Annotated in this window: 16 protein-coding genes; 8 read left to right on the top strand and 8 right to left on the bottom strand. The window is 71.5% G+C overall.

Annotation, left to right across the window (positions count from 1 at the left end; all coding sequences use genetic code 11):
• Position 1 precedes the first annotated feature (1 nt).
• Together treY and glgX are read right to left on the bottom strand one after the other, a co-directional pair.
• Positions 2-2,383, bottom strand: a complete 2,382-nt coding sequence (treY, locus tag ACIHFE_RS09850) for a malto-oligosyltrehalose synthase (protein ID WP_400105315.1) — start codon at positions 2,381-2,383, stop codon at positions 2-4.
• A gap of 39 nt (positions 2,384-2,422) precedes the next feature.
• A complete protein-coding gene (gene glgX / locus ACIHFE_RS09845; RefSeq protein WP_400105314.1) occupies positions 2,423-4,549 on the bottom strand; it encodes a glycogen debranching protein GlgX in 2,127 nt (708 codons plus the stop codon).
• A gap of 317 nt (positions 4,550-4,866) precedes the next feature.
• Here glgX and ACIHFE_RS09840 point away from each other — a divergent pair, with 317 nt between their 5' ends.
• Positions 4,867-6,099, top strand: coding sequence for an SAV2148 family HEPN domain-containing protein (locus tag ACIHFE_RS09840; protein WP_400105588.1), 1,233 nt, complete (start codon positions 4,867-4,869; stop codon positions 6,097-6,099).
• A gap of 70 nt (positions 6,100-6,169) precedes the next feature.
• Entirely contained in the window at positions 6,170-6,880 is a 711-nt protein-coding gene (locus tag ACIHFE_RS09835) for an exonuclease domain-containing protein (protein ID WP_400105313.1), read from the top strand.
• A gap of 38 nt (positions 6,881-6,918) precedes the next feature.
• On the opposite strand, the gene ACIHFE_RS09830 is transcribed toward ACIHFE_RS09835, so the two are convergent.
• The gene (locus ACIHFE_RS09830) at positions 6,919-7,797 is read right to left on the bottom strand and encodes a phosphotransferase enzyme family protein (protein ID WP_400105312.1); all 879 of its coding nucleotides are present in this window, start codon (positions 7,795-7,797) and stop codon (positions 6,919-6,921) included.
• 136 nt (positions 7,798-7,933) lie between these two features.
• Here ACIHFE_RS09830 and ACIHFE_RS09825 point away from each other — a divergent pair, with 136 nt between their 5' ends.
• Both ACIHFE_RS09825 and ACIHFE_RS09820 read left to right on the top strand, forming a co-directional pair.
• The gene (locus ACIHFE_RS09825; protein ID WP_400105311.1) at positions 7,934-8,602 is read left to right on the top strand and encodes a DUF402 domain-containing protein; all 669 of its coding nucleotides are present in this window, start codon (positions 7,934-7,936) and stop codon (positions 8,600-8,602) included.
• A 216-nt stretch (positions 8,603-8,818) separates the two neighbouring features.
• Complete coding sequence (locus ACIHFE_RS09820) at positions 8,819-10,054, top strand: S8 family serine peptidase (RefSeq protein ID WP_400105310.1); 1,236 nt, start codon at positions 8,819-8,821, stop codon at positions 10,052-10,054.
• Between the two features lie 92 nt (positions 10,055-10,146).
• Here the strand turns inward: ACIHFE_RS09820 and ACIHFE_RS09815 are convergent, their stop codons facing one another.
• Positions 10,147-10,986, bottom strand: coding sequence for an NAD(P)H-binding protein (locus tag ACIHFE_RS09815; protein WP_400105309.1), 840 nt, complete (start codon positions 10,984-10,986; stop codon positions 10,147-10,149).
• Positions 10,987-11,118: 132 nt separating this feature from the next.
• Here ACIHFE_RS09815 and ACIHFE_RS09810 point away from each other — a divergent pair, with 132 nt between their 5' ends.
• Positions 11,119-11,598: a MarR family winged helix-turn-helix transcriptional regulator gene (locus ACIHFE_RS09810; RefSeq protein WP_400105308.1), complete on the top strand. Its 480-nt coding sequence runs from the start codon at positions 11,119-11,121 to the stop codon at positions 11,596-11,598.
• On the opposite strand, the gene ACIHFE_RS09805 is transcribed toward ACIHFE_RS09810, so the two are convergent.
• On the bottom strand, positions 11,585-12,010 hold the full coding sequence (locus ACIHFE_RS09805) for a hypothetical protein (protein ID WP_400105307.1): 426 nt from the start codon (positions 12,008-12,010) through the stop codon (positions 11,585-11,587). The genes ACIHFE_RS09810 and ACIHFE_RS09805 overlap by 14 nt on opposite strands.
• Positions 12,011-12,289: 279 nt before the next feature.
• On the opposite strand from ACIHFE_RS09805, the gene ACIHFE_RS09800 reads away from it, so the two are divergent.
• The 3 genes from ACIHFE_RS09800 to ACIHFE_RS09790 all read left to right on the top strand — a co-directional run bounded on the left by ACIHFE_RS09800 (position 12,290) and on the right by ACIHFE_RS09790 (position 14,357).
• The gene (locus ACIHFE_RS09800) at positions 12,290-12,838 is read left to right on the top strand and encodes a hypothetical protein (RefSeq protein ID WP_400105306.1); all 549 of its coding nucleotides are present in this window, start codon (positions 12,290-12,292) and stop codon (positions 12,836-12,838) included.
• Positions 12,839-13,134: 296 nt separating this feature from the next.
• Positions 13,135-13,833, top strand: a complete 699-nt coding sequence (locus ACIHFE_RS09795; protein ID WP_400105305.1) for an SDR family oxidoreductase — start codon at positions 13,135-13,137, stop codon at positions 13,831-13,833.
• 89 nt (positions 13,834-13,922) lie between these two features.
• The gene (locus tag ACIHFE_RS09790) at positions 13,923-14,357 is read left to right on the top strand and encodes a VOC family protein (protein ID WP_400105304.1); all 435 of its coding nucleotides are present in this window, start codon (positions 13,923-13,925) and stop codon (positions 14,355-14,357) included.
• Between the two features lie 33 nt (positions 14,358-14,390).
• On the opposite strand, the gene ACIHFE_RS09785 is transcribed toward ACIHFE_RS09790, so the two are convergent.
• The 3 genes from ACIHFE_RS09785 to ACIHFE_RS09775 are packed head-to-tail and all read right to left on the bottom strand — an operon-like array spanning position 14,391 to position 16,817.
• Positions 14,391-15,137 (bottom strand): sirohydrochlorin chelatase, encoded by a 747-nt coding sequence (locus tag ACIHFE_RS09785; RefSeq protein ID WP_400105303.1) that lies wholly within the window; start codon positions 15,135-15,137, stop codon positions 14,391-14,393.
• The gene (locus ACIHFE_RS09780) at positions 15,134-16,021 is read right to left on the bottom strand and encodes an ABC transporter permease (protein ID WP_400105302.1); all 888 of its coding nucleotides are present in this window, start codon (positions 16,019-16,021) and stop codon (positions 15,134-15,136) included. The genes ACIHFE_RS09785 and ACIHFE_RS09780 overlap by 4 nt, the downstream gene beginning before the upstream one ends.
• The gene (locus ACIHFE_RS09775) at positions 16,008-16,817 is read right to left on the bottom strand and encodes an ABC transporter ATP-binding protein (protein WP_400105301.1); all 810 of its coding nucleotides are present in this window, start codon (positions 16,815-16,817) and stop codon (positions 16,008-16,010) included. The genes ACIHFE_RS09780 and ACIHFE_RS09775 overlap by 14 nt, the downstream gene beginning before the upstream one ends.
• Positions 16,818-16,822 lie beyond the last annotated feature (5 nt).

Raw genomic sequence — 16,822 nt, 5'->3', positions numbered from 1 at the left:
CTCATCCTCCGGACTCCCGCACCAGCAGCGCCACCGGATATCGGTGCAGCAGCCGGGCCAGCAGCACCCTCTCCGGGCAGGACCGGCCGGTCAGCAGATCGCGCCAGGTTCCGGCGCCGGGCAGCTGGAGCGCCGTGTCCCGCCAACCGCCGCCGTCGGCAAGGCTTTTGGACAGCCGGGTGGCCACGGCCGCCACCCGCCCGGAGCGCAGAAAGGCCACCGCGTGACCGGCAGCCGGGCCGTTCGCCGTCAGCGGCCCGTACGTAGCACCGGCGCCGAACCACTCGGGGTGCGCCCGCCGCAACCGCAGTGCGGTACGGGTGAGATGGAGCTTCTCGGCGGACAGTCCCGCCTCCCGGCCGTCCGGCTCCTCCGGCGGCCGCCGGTTGTCCGGATCCACCAGCGCCCGGTACTCCCGCTCGGTGCCCGTATAGAGGTCCGGCACGCCCGGCATGGTCAGGTGCAGCAGCGCCGCGCCCAGCGTATTGGCGCGTATGTACGGCGCCAACTCTTCACCGAGAGCGGCCAGATCGGCAAAGGGAGGACCGCAGGGTCCGGCCACCACAAAGGACTCCACGGCCCGCTCATAGGCCGCGTCCGGCTCCGTCCAGCTGGTGCGCAGCGCCGCCTCGCGGACGCTTTTGGTGATCGCCGGAACCAGCCGTAGTGCGTCAGGTCGGCCCAGGCCGAACGCGCTCTGCCAGGCCAGCCAGGCCAGCTGGGGGTCGGGGGCGGGCACCGACGAGGCAAGGTGGGCCAGCAAGGCGGCCCAGCGGTCCGGCACTTCGGTCAGCACGGCGATCCGGGCCCGCACATCGGCGCTGCGCTTGGTGTCATGGGTGGACAGCAGCGTCCCGGTCAGCGGGCGGTCGCGCTGGGTCCGGGCGCAGAAGGCGTGGAACCCGGCCACCGGCACGGCGGGGCGGTCGGGGCAGCCGCCCACCTCGTTGGCGGACAGCAGGGGCACATAGCGGTAGAAGGCGGTGTCCTCCACCGACTTGGCCCGCAGCGCCGCCGCGGTCTGGGCGAACCGGGCGCAGAACTCCCGGTGTTCCGGCCCGTCCCCCAGCCGCCCCAGTGCCGCGTCCCGCACCAGCTCCACCGCATGCGCCTCCTCGGGCACCGCGAAGGCGGCCCGGGCCCCCTGGGCCGCCTGGTCCAGGATGGCGCTGTCCACCGGCCGTACGCCCTGCCCGGGCCGGATATACGGCCGGTAGACCGGCAGCCGCACCAGGATCTCGCAGAGCGCGGTGCGCAGGGCCCAGGGGGCGTGGTCGCGCAGCCGGTGCGCGGTCTCGGTGAGACGGAGCGCGCCGCGCACCAGCCGTTCGGTCTCCGCCGCCAGATCGTGGGTGATCACCCGGTAGGCGGCGCGCCGCACGGTGGCCGGCCAGTCGCCGCCCCGGTCGGCCGGTGCGCCGGTGAACGCCCGGTAGGCGGCGGTGAGTTCGGCCGCCCCCTGTTCGTCCGTGAACAGGCCGTCCAGGTGGCGCAGGGCGTCATAGCCGGTGGTGCCGGCCACCGGCCAGTCGTCGGGCAGCGTCTCATCGGGGCCCAGGATCTTCTCCACCACCGTCCAGCGCCCGCCGGTGGCCCGGTGCAGCCGGGACAGATAGCCGGCCGGGTCGGCCAGCCCGTCCGGGTGGTCCACCCGCAGCCCGTCCAGCACCCCCTCGTCCAGCAGCCGCAGCACCGTGGCATGGGTGGCCTCGAACACCTCGGGGTCCTCGGCGCGCAGCGCGATCAGCTCGGGGACGGTGAAGAACCGGCGGTAGTTGAGTTCGGTACGGGCCAGCCGCCACCAGGCGGGCCGGTACCACTGGGCGTCCAGCAGCTCGGGCAGCGGCAGCCGTTCGGTGCCGGGCCGCAGCGGCAGCACATGGTCGCGGTAGCGCAGTGCGTCGCCGTCCACGGTGAAGCGCGCCAGCTCCTCGCCCAGCCGCCCGGCCAGGACGGGCAGCAGCACCTTGCCGCCGTGCTCGGCCCAGTCGATGTCGAACCAGCGGGCGTAGCGGGAGGCCGGGCCGTCCCGCAGCACCTGCCACAGCGGGGCGTTGAGCCGCTGTGGCACCGGGACCGCCATGTGGTTGGGCACGATGTCCGCGATCAGGCCCAGGCCATGGGTGTGCGCGGCACGGGCCAGCGCGCGCAGCCCCTCCTCGCCGCCCAGCTCGGCCCGTACCGCCGAGTGGTCGGTGACGTCATAGCCATGGGTGGAGCCGGGCACGGCCTCCAGCACGGGGGACAGATGCAGGTGCGAGATGCCCAGCGAGGCGAGGCGGGGCACCTCCCGTTCGGCCGCCGCGAAGGGGAAGCGGGGCTGGAGTTGGAGGCGGTAGGTGGCGGTCGGCGGGGCCGATTTGTCGCGGCTGTCGCGCTTCATGGGAACATACGTACCCGGTCGGATGGCCCTTCACGGGCGTTACAGGGGGCGTTGGAGCACCATCAGGCTGCGGTCGGTCACCGTGAGCCGGTCGCCCGCCGCGACCTTCGGTCCGTCCTCGGTCACGCCCTCGGCGCGCGCGGTGTCCACCACCAGCTGCCACTGCCGGCCGTGGTCCACCGGCACGGTGAACTCCAGCGGCTGGTCATGGGCGTTGAACAGCAGCAGGAAGGAGTCGCCGACCACCGGCTCGCCGCGCGGGCCGGGCTCGGAGATGGCGCCGCCGTTGAGGAAGACGGTGAGCGACTTGGCGTGCGCCGCCTGCCAGTCGTGCTCCCGCATCTCCTCTCCCTCATGGGTGAACCAGGCGATGTCGGAGAGTTCGTCATGGGTGCCCCGCACCGGCCGGCCGTGGAAGAACCGGCGCCGCCGGAACACCGGCTGGTCCCGGCGCAGCCACACCAGGGAGCGGGTGAAGGCCAGCAGCCGCCGGGCCGTGGCGGAGCCCTCCTCATAGGGGTGCGGCCAGTGCACCCAGGACAGTTCGCTGTCCTGGCAGTAGGCGTTGTTGTTGCCGTGCTGGGTGCGGGCGAACTCATCGCCGTGGCTGAGCATGGGCACGCCCTGGGAGAGCAGCAGGGTGGCGATGAAGTTGCGCATCTGGCGCTCGCGCAGGGCGAGGATGCCGGGATCGTCCGTCTCGCCCTCGGTACCGCAGTTCCAGGACCGGTTGTGGCTCTCCCCGTCCTGATTGTGCTCGCCATTGGCCTCGTTGTGCTTGTGGTTGTAGGAGACCAGGTCGTGCAGGGTGAAGCCGTCATGACAGGTGACAAAGTTGATGGAGGCCAACGGCCGCCTGCCGTCGCCCTGGTAGAGGTCGGAGGAGCCGGTCAGCCGGGAGGCGAACTCGGCCAGGGTGGCCGGCTCCCCGCGCCACAGATCCCGGGCGGTGTCCCGGAACTTTCCGTTCCACTCGGTCCACAGCGGGGGGAAGTTGCCCACCTGGTAGCCGCCCTCGCCCACATCCCAGGGCTCGGCGATCAGCTTCACCTGGCTGACCACCGGGTCCTGCTGCACCAGGTCGAAGAACGAGGACAGCCGGTCCACCTCGTGGAACTGCCGGGCCAGGGTGGCCGCCAGATCGAAGCGGAAGCCGTCCACCCGCATCTCCGTCACCCAGTAGCGCAGTGAGTCCATGATCAGCTGGAGTACATGCGGGCTGCGCATCAGCAGGGAGTTGCCGGTGCCGGTGGTGTCCGTGTAATAGCGCGGGTCCTCGGACAGCCGGTAGTACGAGGCGTTGTCCAGCCCCCGGAAGGAGAGGGTGGGCCCCAGGTGGTTGCCCTCCGCGGTGTGGTTGTAGACCACATCCAGGATGACCTCGATGCCCGCCTGGTGCAGCGCCCGCACCGCCGACTTGAACTCCAGCACCTGCTGGCCGCGGTCGCCCCAGGAGGCGTAGGCGTTGTGCGGGGCGAAGAAGCCGATGGTGTTGTAGCCCCAGTAGTTGGCCAGGCCGGAGTCGACCAGCCGGTGGTCCTGGACGAACTGGTGCACCGGCATCAACTCAATCGCGGTGACGCCCAGTTCGGTGAGGTGCTCCAGCACCGCCGGGTGGCTCAGCCCCGCGTAGGTGCCGCGCACCTCCTCCGGCAGTGCCGGATGCAGCATGGTCAGGCCCTTGACATGCGCCTCGTAGATCACCGTGCGGTGGTAGTCGGTACGCGGCGGACGGTCGTCGCCCCAGTCGAAGTACGGATTGACCACGACCGAGGTCATCATGTGCGGGGCGGAGTCCATGTCATTGCGCTTCTCCGGCCGGCCGAAGTGGTAGCCGTAGACCGCCTCATCCCAGACGATCGACCCGCTCACCGCGCGAGCGTAGGGATCCAGCAGCAGTTTGGCGGAGTTGCAGCGATGCCCCCGCTGTGGGTCGTACGGTCCATGTGCCCGGAAGCCGTACCGCTGACCGGGCATCACCCCCGGCAGATAGGCGTGCCGCACAAAGGCGTCGCTCTCCTTGAGCTCCACCGCCGTCTCCGAGCCGTCCTCGTGCAACAGGCACAGCTCCACCCGCTCGGCGGCCTCGGAGAACACCGCGAAGTTTGTGCCGGCGCCGTCGTAAGTGGCACCGAGGGGATACGCCTGTCCGGGCCAGACCTGCATGGGAGACTCTTTCGCTCGGGGGGTGCTCGGGTGTCGCTCGGTAGTCGCTCGGGGTGTCGCTTCCCGTTCCGCCGGGGTTCAGATCTTCCCCAAAAGAGGCCCGGCCACCGCCGCTCCGCGCGCGCCCACCCGGGTGACGCCCACCGCCCCGGCCCCAGGTCACTATGACTCAGCTCACTCGCGCCCCGGGCCGCTGGCACAACCGGCCGTCAACGGGCACGAGTTCGCCCGGCCGCCTCCCGGGCCCATGTGCGCCGGCTCCGGCGGGCACAGTAGTCTGCCTTGATCATTGGACGGGGGCGGAAGGCGGTGTGCTGGTGAGCTCGGGCGGGCTGGAGCTGCCCCCTGCGGACGGCGGGGGCGGGCCGGGGGGCGAGTGCGCGGTGGAGCCCACCCCCGGCGCGGTGTCCCTGGCACGCCCGGGTGAGATCGGGGCCGAACTGGACTGGGGCGCCGCCGCCTGGAACGAGGTGCGCACCCGGGCCCGGCGGGCCGGCCGCGCCTATATCTGGCTCAATCTGGTCGAACAGCGGCTGCGCGCGGTGGTGTCCGCGGTGCTGCGGCCGGTCTATGAGCCGGTGCACGGCGAGGAGTGGGTGATCGCCGCGGCCGGTCCGGCCGGGCAGGAGTGGGTGCAGCGGGCGGTCGCGGTGCATGAGGTCAGCCGCCGCAAGGGGTATCTGCTGGACCCCGCCGACGACAATGTGCTCAGCTTCCTCACCCTCCCCCAGCTGCGGGAGCTGCTGGTGCAGCACTGGCCCTGCTTCGAGCCCTACCTCGACGACCGCCGGGAACTCGAACTCGTCCTGGACGAGCTGGAGGTGGCGCGCAATGTGGTCTCCCGCAACCGGGCCCTGTCCCAGACCGTGCTGGCCCAGGCCGAACGGGCCGCGGCCCGGCTGCTGGGCATACTGGGCGGAGGCGGGGAGCTGAGCGGGCGGCTGCCGGTGGACGCGGTGGAGGACCTGGTCGGCGACCGCTATGCCGATGTGGTGGGCGTCCACCCCGACCGGGTGCGGTTGCAGCGGCAGTTGCCGGTGGAGGACCTGTTCGGCGGCGCCCGGCGGCTGGACGCGGTGGGCATCGGGCTCAACCTGCTGGTGCAGAACTACTCCGGGCGGCGGCTGGTGCGGCTGGCCGAGTCCGGCTGCCGGGCCCGGCTGCTGTTCCTCAATCCGGCCAGCAGCGCGGTGCGCCGCCGGGAGCGGGAACTGGGCCTGAAGAAGGGCGAGATGAGCCGCGCGGTGGAGATGAACATCATCCATCTGCGGCGGGTACGGGACCGGCTGCGGGATCCGGCCGCCTTTGAGATCCGGGTCTTCGACGAGACCCCCCGCTTCACCGCCTACCTGGTCAACGGGGACGGGGCGGACGGGGTGGCCGTGGTGCAGCCCTATCTGCGCAAGGCGCGCGGCATGGAGTCACCGGTGCTGGTGCTGCGCGGGCACAGCGGACTGCTGAGCGAGGGCTTTGAACAGGAACACGGCCTGTTTGATACCTATCGCGAGGAGTTCGAGGGGGTTTGGGAGGATTCGCGACCGGTCTCCTGAGGTCATTGTCAGTGGGGCGTGCGAGGGTTGGGGAACCAACGGGGGAAGCACCACGAAGGGGGAACCCGCCATGTCCTGGCACGGCGAGCCGCTGACCGGATTCGACCTGGAGACCACCGGCACCGACATCGAGACCGACCGCATCGTCAGCGCCGCCCTGGTGGGGCTGGCGCCGGACGGCGAGCCGGCCTTCCGGCGGGTGTGGCTGATCGATCCGGGGGTGCCGATTCCCGCCGAGGCCACCGGGATCCACGGCATCTCCACCGAACACGCGCGGGCGCACGGGGCCTTGGCCGCCACCGCCATAGCGGAGATCACCCAGGCACTGGCCGACTCGCTGGCCGCCGGGGTCCCGCTGGTGGTGATGAACGCCCGCTATGACCTCTCCCTGCTGGACCGCGAGTGCCGGCGGCACGGCGTCACCCCGCTCTCCGAGCGGCTGGGCGCGGAGCCCGCGCCGGTGCTCGACCCGCTGGTGCTGGACAAGCACGCGGACCGCTACCGCAAGGGCCGGCGCACCCTGCAGGCGCTGTGCGCGCACTACGGCGTGCCGCTGGAGGAGGCGCATGAGGCCGCGGCCGACGCGGTGGCCGCGGCCCGGGCGGCCCGGCGGCTGGGCCAGCGCCACCGGGCCCTGGGCGCGGCCACCCCGGCCGAGCTGCACACCTTGCAGATACGGGCGGCCGCCGAGCAGGCCGAGTCGCTCCAGCGCTATCTGCGGCGCACCGACCCCACCGCCCGAATCGCCTCGGCCTGGCCGCTGGTCCCGGTCGGTGGGTGACTGCCGGGGAGCCATGGGGTCAAGGGAGCATCCGGATATCAGAACGGATACCAGCGCACCGTCGTATCCCCGTCCCGCAAAGACCCCACCCGGCGCCGGAATTCCGCCGCCGCGGCCGGATTTCCCGGCGCGTGCTGCGCCACCCAGGCACAACTGGCCGTCTCCCGGGCGCCGCGCAGCACGGAACAGCCCGCCCACTCCCGGACATCCCACCCATAGGTGTGCGTAAAGGAGTGGTACGCCTCCTCGCCCAGCCCATAGCGGTCCCGGCTGAGCGCCATCACCACCAGGTCGTGCTCCCGCAGGTCGCGGGCGAAGGTCTCCAGGTCCACCAGCACCGGCCCGTCCGGGGTGATGTGCACATTGCGCGGCAGCGCGTCCCCGTGCACCGGGCCCGGCGGCAGCACGGGCACCAGCTCGGCGGCGGCCGCCGTGAAGCCGTCCCGGCGCTCGCGCAGATACTCCGCGTCGGCCGGGTCGATGGCGTCCCCGGCCAGCCGCAGCCAGCGCTCCACCCCGCCGAGCAGATCCCGGGCGGGCAGCGCGAAGTCCGGCATCTCCAGCGTGTGCACCTGCCGCAGCAGCCCGGCCAGGTCGGCGGGTTCGGCCGGGCGCACCGGATCGGGCAGCCGGTGCCAGAGGGTGACCGGATGCCCGTCGGCGACCAGCACCTCATGATCCGCGGCCCGCACCGCCGGGACGCCGCTCTCCGCCAGCCAGGAGGAGATCCGCACTTCCCGCCGGGCCCGCTCCAGCAGTGAGGGATCCCGCCCCACCTTGGCCACCAGGCCGCCGGCGGTGAAGACCGCGTTCTCCCCCAGGGCCAGCAGTTCCGCCCGCTGCGCCGTCGGCCCGGTCACACCCGCCGCCGCCAGCAGCTCGCGCGCCCGCGCCTCCGTGAATGCCGTGTCCGCCACGCCGTACCCTCCGCCTTCCCAGGAGCCGATCCCCGCCAGTCTCCCTTCCCGGCGGCCGGTCTCCGTCACCGGGGCTCATGCCGGCCCGGTCCTGGCCGGTCCGGCCGCGTCCCGGCCGGCGGACAGAATGTCCGCCATGACAATCAACTCCGCACATCGTTTCGAGCCGGGCGCAACGGTCGTGCGCCGGGACATCTTCGGGGACCGGGTCTGGACGGCCGCCCCGCGCCGGGTCATCGAGGACCGGGGCGACACCCTGACCCTGGCCCACTGGCCCGGCGTCGAGGGCCTGGCGCCGACCACCTATATCGACTCCCTCGGCATGGACTCCCCGGCGGCCCGGGACGCAGCCCGGGACCAGGGCTTCGCGGACCTGGCCTCCGGTGCCTGGGAGCTGGGCAGCTGGCGGTGGCGGGACACCACCGTGCTCAGCCGCTTCCAGGCCGGTGAGCACTTCAGCGTCCACCTGTTCTTCGGTGCCGGGCACCGCCCGCTGCACTGGTACATCAACTTCGAGCTGCCCTTCCGCCGTACCGCCCTCGGTATCGACACCCGGGATCTGCTGCTGGACCTGCTGGTGGAACCGGATTTGTCCGCGCACACCTGGAAGGACGAGGACGAGTACGCCCAGGGGCGACGTCTGGGGATCATCGATGACGCGCTGCACGCCCAGGTCGAACTGGCCCGTGAGCGCGCGCTGGAGTTGCTGGCGGAACGTCAAGAGACCTTCCCCACAAGCTGGTTGAACTGGCAACCGGCTACCGACTGGCCGCTGCCGGAATTGCCGTCCTTCAACGGCGTGTGAGGGAGTCCCGCCGCAAGGGCCCAATTTGCCGTGGTTCCAAGGTGTTTGCAGATACGCAAGTGCGTTGCGTATGTCACACCTGCTCATGGGAGTTGAAGTGGGCGTGTCAATCCTGAAAGGGTTTTGAACCACCCGGAGGCGGATCTTCCGCTGTGCCGGGTGTTGTGCGCACTGCGCACGCCCCCCCACACAACCGCACGAGGAGGCAACCTCGTTATGGCAACGCACAAGCGCGCCGGCAAGCACCGACGGCTGATGGTGGCGATATCCGCCGCCACGGCCGTCACCGCTGGGGCCACCCTGCTGGCCCTGCCCGCCGACGCCTCAACGTCCAAGGAAGGCACCGTTTTCGGGGCCGATGCCAAGGGCGCCATCGACGGCAGCTACATAGTGATGCTGAAGGACGGCAAGAGCGGCGTCGCCGCCCGTTCCGTCTCCGCCGAGAGCCAGAACCTGGCCCAGCGCTACGGCGGCAAGCTCAACCGCACCTACACCTCCGCCGTCCACGGCTTCTCCGCCAGCGGACTGGACCGGGCGGCCGCCAAGCGGCTCGCCGCCGACCCGGCCGTGGCCAAGGTGGTCCAGAACCACCGGTTCAGCGTCAGCGCCACCCAGGAGGCCCCACCCTCCTGGGGGCTTGACCGCATCGACCAGGCCGAGACCAAGGGCGACGGCAAGTACACCTACCCGGATGGCGCGGGCGACGGCGTGACCGCCTATGTCATCGACACCGGCATCCGCATCAGCCACCAGGACTTCGGCGGACGCGCCTCCTACGGCTTCAACGCCGTGGACAACAACGACAACGCGGACGACGGCAATGGCCATGGCACCCATGTCGCGGGCACCATAGCCGGAACCGCGCACGGGGTTGCCAAGAAGGCCAAGGTGGTGGCCGTCAGAGTGCTCAACGCCCAGGGCCAGGGCTCCACCGAGCAGGTGGTCTCCGGCATCGACTGGGTCATCAAGAACCACAAGGGCCCCTCGGTCGCCAATATGAGCCTCGGCGGCGGGACCGATGAGGCCCTGGACGCGGCGGTCAGCAAGGCCATCGCCTCCGGCGTCACCTTCGCGGTGGCGGCCGGCAATGAGTCCACCGACGCGAGCCAGAGCTCCCCGGCCCGGGTGAAGGAAGCGATCACCGTCGCCGCCAGCACCAAGGACGACCAGCAGGCCGAGTACTCCAACTACGGCAGTGTGGTCGACCTTTACGCCCCCGGCTCGGACATCACCTCCGACTGGAACGACAGCGACTCCGGTACCAAGACCATCTCCGGTACCTCCATGGCCACTCCGCATGTGACCGGCGCCGCCGCGCTGTACCTCGCCGAGCACAAGGACGCCACCCCCGCCCAGGTGGAGTCGGCCCTGGTCGCCGCCGCCACCCCGGACAAGATCTCCAACCCGGGGCCGGGCACGCCCAACAAGCTGCTGAGGGTCACCACCAAGTAGCTGCCAGGCCGGTCGTCGTGGCCTTCCCCCACGGGACGCGACGGCCGGCCGTCCCCGTCGTCACCGGCCGTCCCCGTCGTGGCCGGCCGCCCTCAGGCCGCGAAGTCCGCCGCGTGGTCCTGCGCCCACTGGCTGAACGACCGCGCCGGGCGACCCGTCAACTCCCGTACCCCATCGGCGATTTCCGCCTCGCGCCCATCGCTGTCCGCCCACACCCCCAGCAGCGCGTCCGCCAGATGCCCGGGGATATAGGCGGCCGTCTCCCGCTTCCACTCCTCCTCGGAGATCCGCTGCACCGTGAGCGGCCGGCCGGCCGCCCGGCCGATCCGCTCGACCTGCTCCCGGAAGCTCAGCGACTCCGGCCCGGTCAGGGTGTGCGTCCCGCCCGCCTTGCCCGGCTCGATGAGCGCCGCCAGTGCGGCCTCGGCGATGTCCCGCTCATGAATGGGGTCGGTGTGCGCCTCCGGGTAGGGCACGCGCAGCACTCCGCTGGTGCGCAGGGCATGCGCCCAGCCCAGCGCATTGGTGGCGAAGTGCCCCGGCCGCAGCACGGTGGCGGTCACCGGCGCGGCGGCCAGCGCCCGCTCCACCGCCCAGTGCGGCCCGGCGATCGGATGGGTGGCGGCGCCGGGCATCAGCACGGAGGACGAGGACAGCAGCACGATATGGGCCACCCCCGCCTCGCCGGCCGCCGCCAGAAAGGCGTCGATATGCTCCGGCTCCGCGTAGAGGAACACCGACCGCACCCCTTCCAGCGCGGCGGCGAACGTCCCCGGGTCGCCCAGCGAGCACGCCACCGCCCCTACGCCGTCCGGGAGTTGAAGCTCCTCGGGGGCCTTGGAGGCGGCCCGTACCGGCAGCCCCCGCTCATGCAGCAGATCGATCAGCGTACGGCCCACGCGTCCGCGTGCTCCGGTAACCAGGGTCGTCATGGTGCGGTGCTTGCCTTCCGTAAAATGCCTAACGTGACGCGGATAGTGCGTCGCGAAAAGATTGTGCCGCGCAAAGATCGCATCGCACAAGCGATTTGAAGCGACTGGCGCGCGGAGTGTGGAGGGCAAACAGTGCCGGAACGGGCAGAACTGCTGAAGCGGATCAGCGAGGAAAGCCGGCGGAACTACGCCGTGTACACCCTGTTCAACCAGGCCATGGCCTGCCACCTGGGGCTGCATCCCACCGATCTGCAGTGCCTGAGCCTGCTGGAGATGGAGAACGGCCCGCTGAGCACCGGCGAGATCGCCCGCCTCACCGGCCTCACCCCCGGCTCCGCCACCCGCCTGGTGGACCGCCTGGAAAAGGCAGGCTTCGCCGAGCGCCGCGCCGACCCCGAAGACCGCCGGCGCGCCCTGGTCGTCCTGACCGAAGGGGCGGTCGCCAGGGTCGGCGCCGCCTGGGACGCCCCGGGCTCGGCGTTCCGGGACGTCCTGGCGAACTACACGGACGAGCAACTGGCCGTCATCGGCGACTATCTCGCCCGCACCTCGGCGGTCGGCCGCGCCCAGGCCGACTGCCTGCGGGACGCCGGTCCCGCTACTGCTGTCTGAACAGCCCGCCCACCAGCGGGAGTCCCTCCAGCACATTGGTGAGCGGAGTGAGCACCCCATGCCGCTGCTGCGGCTCCCCCTCCTCGTCATCATCCGAAGGCTGCGGCAGGTCCTTGGCCTCCGGGGCCTTGGCTTCCTGGCCCCTGGCCTCCTGACCCTTGGCCTCCTGACCCTTCGCCGCAGGGGCCGGCGCCGGAGCCACCGGCCCCTGCGCCCGAGTCCTCGCTTCCGGGGCCTTCGCCTCCGGGGACTGCAACAGATCGGTCCGGGGCAGCTCGGTGTGCGCCGAGAAGTCCAGGGCCTCCGGCACGACCGGCCGCGCGGCGGGCGCACTGGCCGCCGCCTCCCAGGGGGCGACGGCGGCGATGGACAGGGCGGCGGCCAGCGGTGCGACCACGGTGCGCAGACGCATAAGTGTTCTCCTTTGTCAGCAGAGGGCTAGGTTCGAAAGGAGAACGAAACGGGATAGCCCGGGTCACCAGGTGTCAAAATTTCTGCGCCGGCGCCAGGCGCCGAAGAGCCAGCGCTCGATTTCGATACAGCTTCGTTGACGGCGGCCTCAACCGCCTGCCTACCATCGCCGCCGAACACCGGCCGAGCGAGAGGCGATCAGCATGAGCAGCGTCACCAGGGGGACCCTCCCTGTACCGGGGCAGCCCAAGCAGGCACTGTCCGCCTCCGGCAGTGCCAGTTGACCCCCTACTCCCTCGCCTTCTACCTCCATGTGGTCACCTCGGGCTCGGTCCTCGGCGCACGGCCGGCGGACACCCCGCAGCGGGTCGCCGAACTCCTGGGAACGGACTTCGCCGAGAACTCCTTCGATGACCAGAGCATGTGGCGCGACTACGGCCTGGTGGAGTTCTTCTGGGACCGCCAGTCCGCCGGCCAACCGTGGTCCGGCCACCACTTCACCGTGCAGGTGCACCGGCTGGCCCATGGCGCGAGCTCGGTCCCCGGCGCACTGCTCCGCTCCCGGTACGGGCGGTTCGACCGGCGGCTCCGATTCGCCAAGCTGCGGCGGCTGTCGGAGCGGCGCGGAACGGAGCTGGTGGAGGTGCCCCATGTGCAGGCGCCGTGCTACCGCACGTTCTGGCAACCCGAATCGCTGACGTCCGTCACCGTCATCGGCGCCCACGAGGAGTACGTCACACCGGGGAACCTGCGGGTCGGCGATGTGTACAGCATCGGTGCGCCCACGCGGCCGGAGAAGGTGGAGTGCGGGGCGACGCGAGTACGGTGAGCGACCGCATGGTGAGGATGGGAGGGCACTTGCGGGAGGCCCACTCGCGCGAGCCGGGACCTGTGCACCGCGCAGGGCCCAACATGGGGGGCAGCAGGGCGGGTTCGGCCACTTCGTATGGCATCGTGGCCGGTCAGCGATGGCGTACCGGGTCGGCGGGAAGATCGCTGGGTATAGTGCAGGCTTTCGGGGAACCGGCGACCCGGAGTCGGTCGATCTCATGCGCCACCTCGCGTCCATCGACATCCGGGACCCTGGCGGACCCCCGATGACCACATCGCTGAGGAGGCCGTCCCATGGAACCCGTCACGCTGATCACCGGTGGCTCGACCGGAATCGGCGCCGCCACCGCCCGCGCCCTGCTCAAGCAGGGCCACCGGGTGGCCGTCACCGGACGTGACGCGGACAAGCTGGCCGCTTTCGCCGCTTCGGCCGGAGCGGGCGAGCGGCTGCTGACGATCACCAGCGACACCAGCCACGCCCCCGACGTCGCCTCGGCCGTGCGCCGCGTGGTGGACGCGTGGGGCGGACTGGACAACGTCATCGCCAATGCCGGTTTCTCACTGCCCGGCAACCTGGAGAGCCACGACCCCGAGGACATGCGCGCCATGGTCCTCACCAATGTCCTGGGCCCGGCCCTGCTGGTGCGGGAGACCCTGCCGCATCTCAGGGAGTCCAAGGGCCGGATCGTGATCATCGGTTCGGTCGCCGGGGTGCGCAATACGCCTGGCAACCTGTACTCGGTCACCAAGTGGGCCGCGCACGCGCTGGCCGAGAACACCCGGCTGCTGGTCGGCAAGGACGGAGTCGGCGTGACCGTCGTCGCCCCCGGGGTGGTGGACACCCCGTTCTGGGACGAGCGCGGCGGCACCCCCGAGGCGGCGCCGGCAATGACCGCCGAGCAGATCGCCGACACGATCGTCTTTGTCGTCAACCAGCCCGTGGGCGTGGACATCAACCACATCACCATGCGGCCGACCGGGCAGCTCGGCTGACGCTTATGCGTGCCCGGTCGCTTCTCGGTGAGAAGGCCGGCGACTCCCCGGCCTCGTGCCGGAACCATACGCGCCACTATGGTGGCCCGATGGCATCGATCAAGCAGTTCCAAGTCACCTTCGACTGCGCAGACCCCGAGCGCGTCGCTCGTTTCTGGTGCGAGGTGTTGGGGTACGTCGTACCGCCGCCGCCGAAGGGGTATGCCACTTGGGGCGACTTCGATCGCTCGCTGCCGCCTGAGCGTCAGGGTTCGGCGTTCGCCTGCATCGATCCCTCAGGTGTCGGCCCGCGACTGTTCTTCCAGCGCGTTCCCGAGGGCAAGGTCGTCAAGAATCGGGTTCACCTTGATGTGCGGGCCGGCACCGGACTTGTGGGTGAAGAGCGCCTCGCCGCACTCGAGGCCGAGTGCGCACGACTGATCGCGCTCGGCGCGGTGCGTGTGCAACTGCTGCGTGCCGATGGCTTCAACGAGTCCTGCATCGCGATGCAGGACGTCGAGGGCAATGAGTTCTGTCTCGACTGAGGGTTCGCGAACGCCCTTGGCGGTGATGCGGCGCTAACGCGCCACCGCCGGCGCCAACTCCCCCTGCCGGACGGCCGCGTCATAGCGCCGCCAGACCAGGGAGACCACCTCCGGCGCCGGACCCAGCACGTCCGCCAGGACATCCACCCCGGCGGCCCGGGCGCCCTGGACGATGCGGTCCGGCAGGCGGCCGGGGGCCAGGACATAGGGGGCGACGGCGATATGCCGTATGCCCCGGGCGCGCAGGACGCGTACCGCGTCCTCGGTACGCGGGACGGCGGAGGCGAACGCGGGCCGCACGGCGCACCAGCCGGTGTGCCGCCACTCCCGCGCGATTGCTGCGATCACCGCGATCGCCTCCGGGTCGGAGGAGCCCGCCGAGGCCAGCACCACGCCGGTCCGGGGGCGGTCGCCGGGGTGCAACCCGGCTTCGGCCAGCCGCCGTTCGAGGGCAGCGGTCAGGAGGGGGGATGGGCCCAGGACCGGGGCCTGGCGGACGGTCAGGCCGGGCAGGCGGGCGGTGGCCCTGTGCAGGACGGAGGGCAGGTCCGCCTTGGCGTGGAAGGCATGGGTGAGGAGCAGGGGGAGGGCGACCACCTCGCGGACGCCGGAGGCGGCCAGGCGTTCCAGGGCGCGGGGGACGCGGGGCGCGTTGAAGTCCAGGAAGGCCAGGTCGACTTGGGTGCCCGGGCGGCGGGCCGCGACCGCCGTCCGCAGGGCGGTGACGGTGGCCGCGTGGCGCGGGTCGCGGCTGCCGTGGGCGATCAGGAGCAGGGTCATCGGGCCAGGCCCCGGGTGCGCAGAACGCGGCGTTCGAGGGGAGTGAAGACCAGCAGGTCGATGGCGATACCGACCAGGAGGATCAGCAGGATGCCGAGCAGGACGCCGGGCATGTCGGAGTCGGTGCGGGCGTTCTCCAGGTACTGGCCCAGGCCCAGGCCCAAGTCGGGGGAAGAAGCGATGAGTTCGGCGGCCATCAGGGAGCGCCAGGAGAAGGCCCAGCCCTGTTTGAGGCCGGCGAGGTAGCCGGGCAGGGCGGCGGGCAGCAGGATATGGCGGGTGCCGCGCAGGCCGGTGGCGCCCAGGGTGCGGCCGGCGCGCAGATAGAGCGGGGGTACCTGATCGATGCCGGAGACCAGGCCGTTGGCGATGGAGGGGACGGCACCGAGCAGGATCACCGCGTACATGGCGGAGTCGGTGATGCCCAGCCAGATCACGGCGGCCGGGACCCAGGCGACGGAAGGCAGGGACTGCAGGCCGGAGAGGAGGGGGCCGAGCGCGGCGCGGATATAGGGGACGCGGGCCACCAGCAGGCCGAGCGGGGTGCCGATGGCCAGGGCGGCCAGGAAGCCCAGCAGGCCACGGGAGACACTGGTCCAGATGATGTCGAACAGGGTGCCGTTCAGCCAGAGTTGGCGCAGGCTGTGCCAGACGGCGGAGGGGTCCGGGAGCTTGTAGTCGTCGGTGACCCGGGCGAGGACCAGGAGCTTCCAGCCGGCTAGGACGAGGACCACGGCGCTGATGGGTGGCAGCACCTTGTGCAGCAGGATCTGGCGGACAGGGGTGCGCCGGGCGGGGACGCTGTCCAGGGCGTCCAGTCCGGCCTCCAGGCCGGCGATCCCGGTATCCGGAGCATCCGGCTCGGTGGCCTCAGTGCTTGCCATGGCGGCGGATCTCCCTCCGCAGTTCCTCGGTGATCTCCACGGACAGGTCGGCGACCGCCGGGTCCTCGATACGGCGCGGCTGGGGCAGGCCGACCGTCCACTGCCGGGCCACCCGGCCGGGGCGGGAGGAGAGCAGCACCACCCGCTGGCCCAGCCGTACCGCCTCGCGCACGTTGTGGGTGACAAAGAGGACGGAGAGGGAGGTCCGGGACCAGATCCGGGTGAGTTCCTCGTGCAGGACGTCGCGGGTGATGGCGTCCAGCGCGGCGAAGGGCTCGTCCATCAGCAGCAGTTGGCTGTCCTGGGCCAGGGCGCGGGCCAGGGCCACCCGCTGGCGCATGCCGCCGGAGAGTTCATGGACGCGCTTGCGGTACGCCCCGCCCAGCCGCACCAGTTCCAGCAGCCGCTCGGCCTCCGCCCGCCGTCCGGCCTTGGGGACGCCGCGCAGGCGCAGGGCGAGTTCGATGTTCTTGCCGGCGGTCAGCCAGGGGAACAGGGCGTGTTCCTGGAACATCAGCGCCGGGCGGCCGCCGCCGAGTTCGATATGGCCGCTGGTCGGCCGGTCCAGGCCGGCCACCAGGCTGAGCAGGGTGGACTTGCCGCAGCCGGAGGCGCCGAGCAGGCAGACGAACTCCCCGGGGCGGATGTCCAGGGTGATGTCCTCCAGTACCGGGCGGGTTTGCCCGAAGCTCTTGTGGACGTGGTGAATGCGGACGGCGGCCGGGGCGTCGGCGGGCAGGTCACGGGCGGGGGCGGCCGGTTCGGGCTGGTCGGCGGTGGTCGTTGTCGGGGACATCCGAA

Source organism: Streptomyces sp. NPDC052396, from assembly GCF_044593195.1.
Lineage (GTDB): Bacteria > Actinomycetota > Actinomycetes > Streptomycetales > Streptomycetaceae > Streptomyces.
The sequence above is the reverse complement of the archived record's forward strand: the minus strand, read 5'-3'. Positions and strand labels throughout refer to the sequence as shown.

Coding starts and splice junctions, on each gene's coding strand:
- treY (WP_400105315.1), bottom strand. CDS start 2,383: ATGAAGCGCGACAGCCGCGACAAATCGGCCCCGCCGACCGCCACCTAC.
- glgX (WP_400105314.1), bottom strand. CDS start 4,549: ATGCAGGTCTGGCCCGGACAGGCGTATCCCCTCGGTGCCACTTACGAC.
- ACIHFE_RS09835 (WP_400105313.1), top strand. CDS start 6,170: ATGTCCTGGCACGGCGAGCCGCTGACCGGATTCGACCTGGAGACCACC.
- ACIHFE_RS09825 (WP_400105311.1), top strand. CDS start 7,934: ATGACAATCAACTCCGCACATCGTTTCGAGCCGGGCGCAACGGTCGTG.
- ACIHFE_RS09820 (WP_400105310.1), top strand. CDS start 8,819: ATGGCAACGCACAAGCGCGCCGGCAAGCACCGACGGCTGATGGTGGCG.
- ACIHFE_RS09815 (WP_400105309.1), bottom strand. CDS start 10,986: ATGACGACCCTGGTTACCGGAGCACGCGGACGCGTGGGCCGTACGCTG.
- ACIHFE_RS09805 (WP_400105307.1), bottom strand. CDS start 12,010: ATGCGTCTGCGCACCGTGGTCGCACCGCTGGCCGCCGCCCTGTCCATC.
- ACIHFE_RS09795 (WP_400105305.1), top strand. CDS start 13,135: ATGGAACCCGTCACGCTGATCACCGGTGGCTCGACCGGAATCGGCGCC.
- ACIHFE_RS09790 (WP_400105304.1), top strand. CDS start 13,923: ATGGCATCGATCAAGCAGTTCCAAGTCACCTTCGACTGCGCAGACCCC.
- ACIHFE_RS09785 (WP_400105303.1), bottom strand. CDS start 15,137: ATGACCCTGCTCCTGATCGCCCACGGCAGCCGCGACCCGCGCCACGCG.
- ACIHFE_RS09780 (WP_400105302.1), bottom strand. CDS start 16,021: ATGGCAAGCACTGAGGCCACCGAGCCGGATGCTCCGGATACCGGGATC.
- ACIHFE_RS09775 (WP_400105301.1), bottom strand. CDS start 16,817: ATGTCCCCGACAACGACCACCGCCGACCAGCCCGAACCGGCCGCCCCC.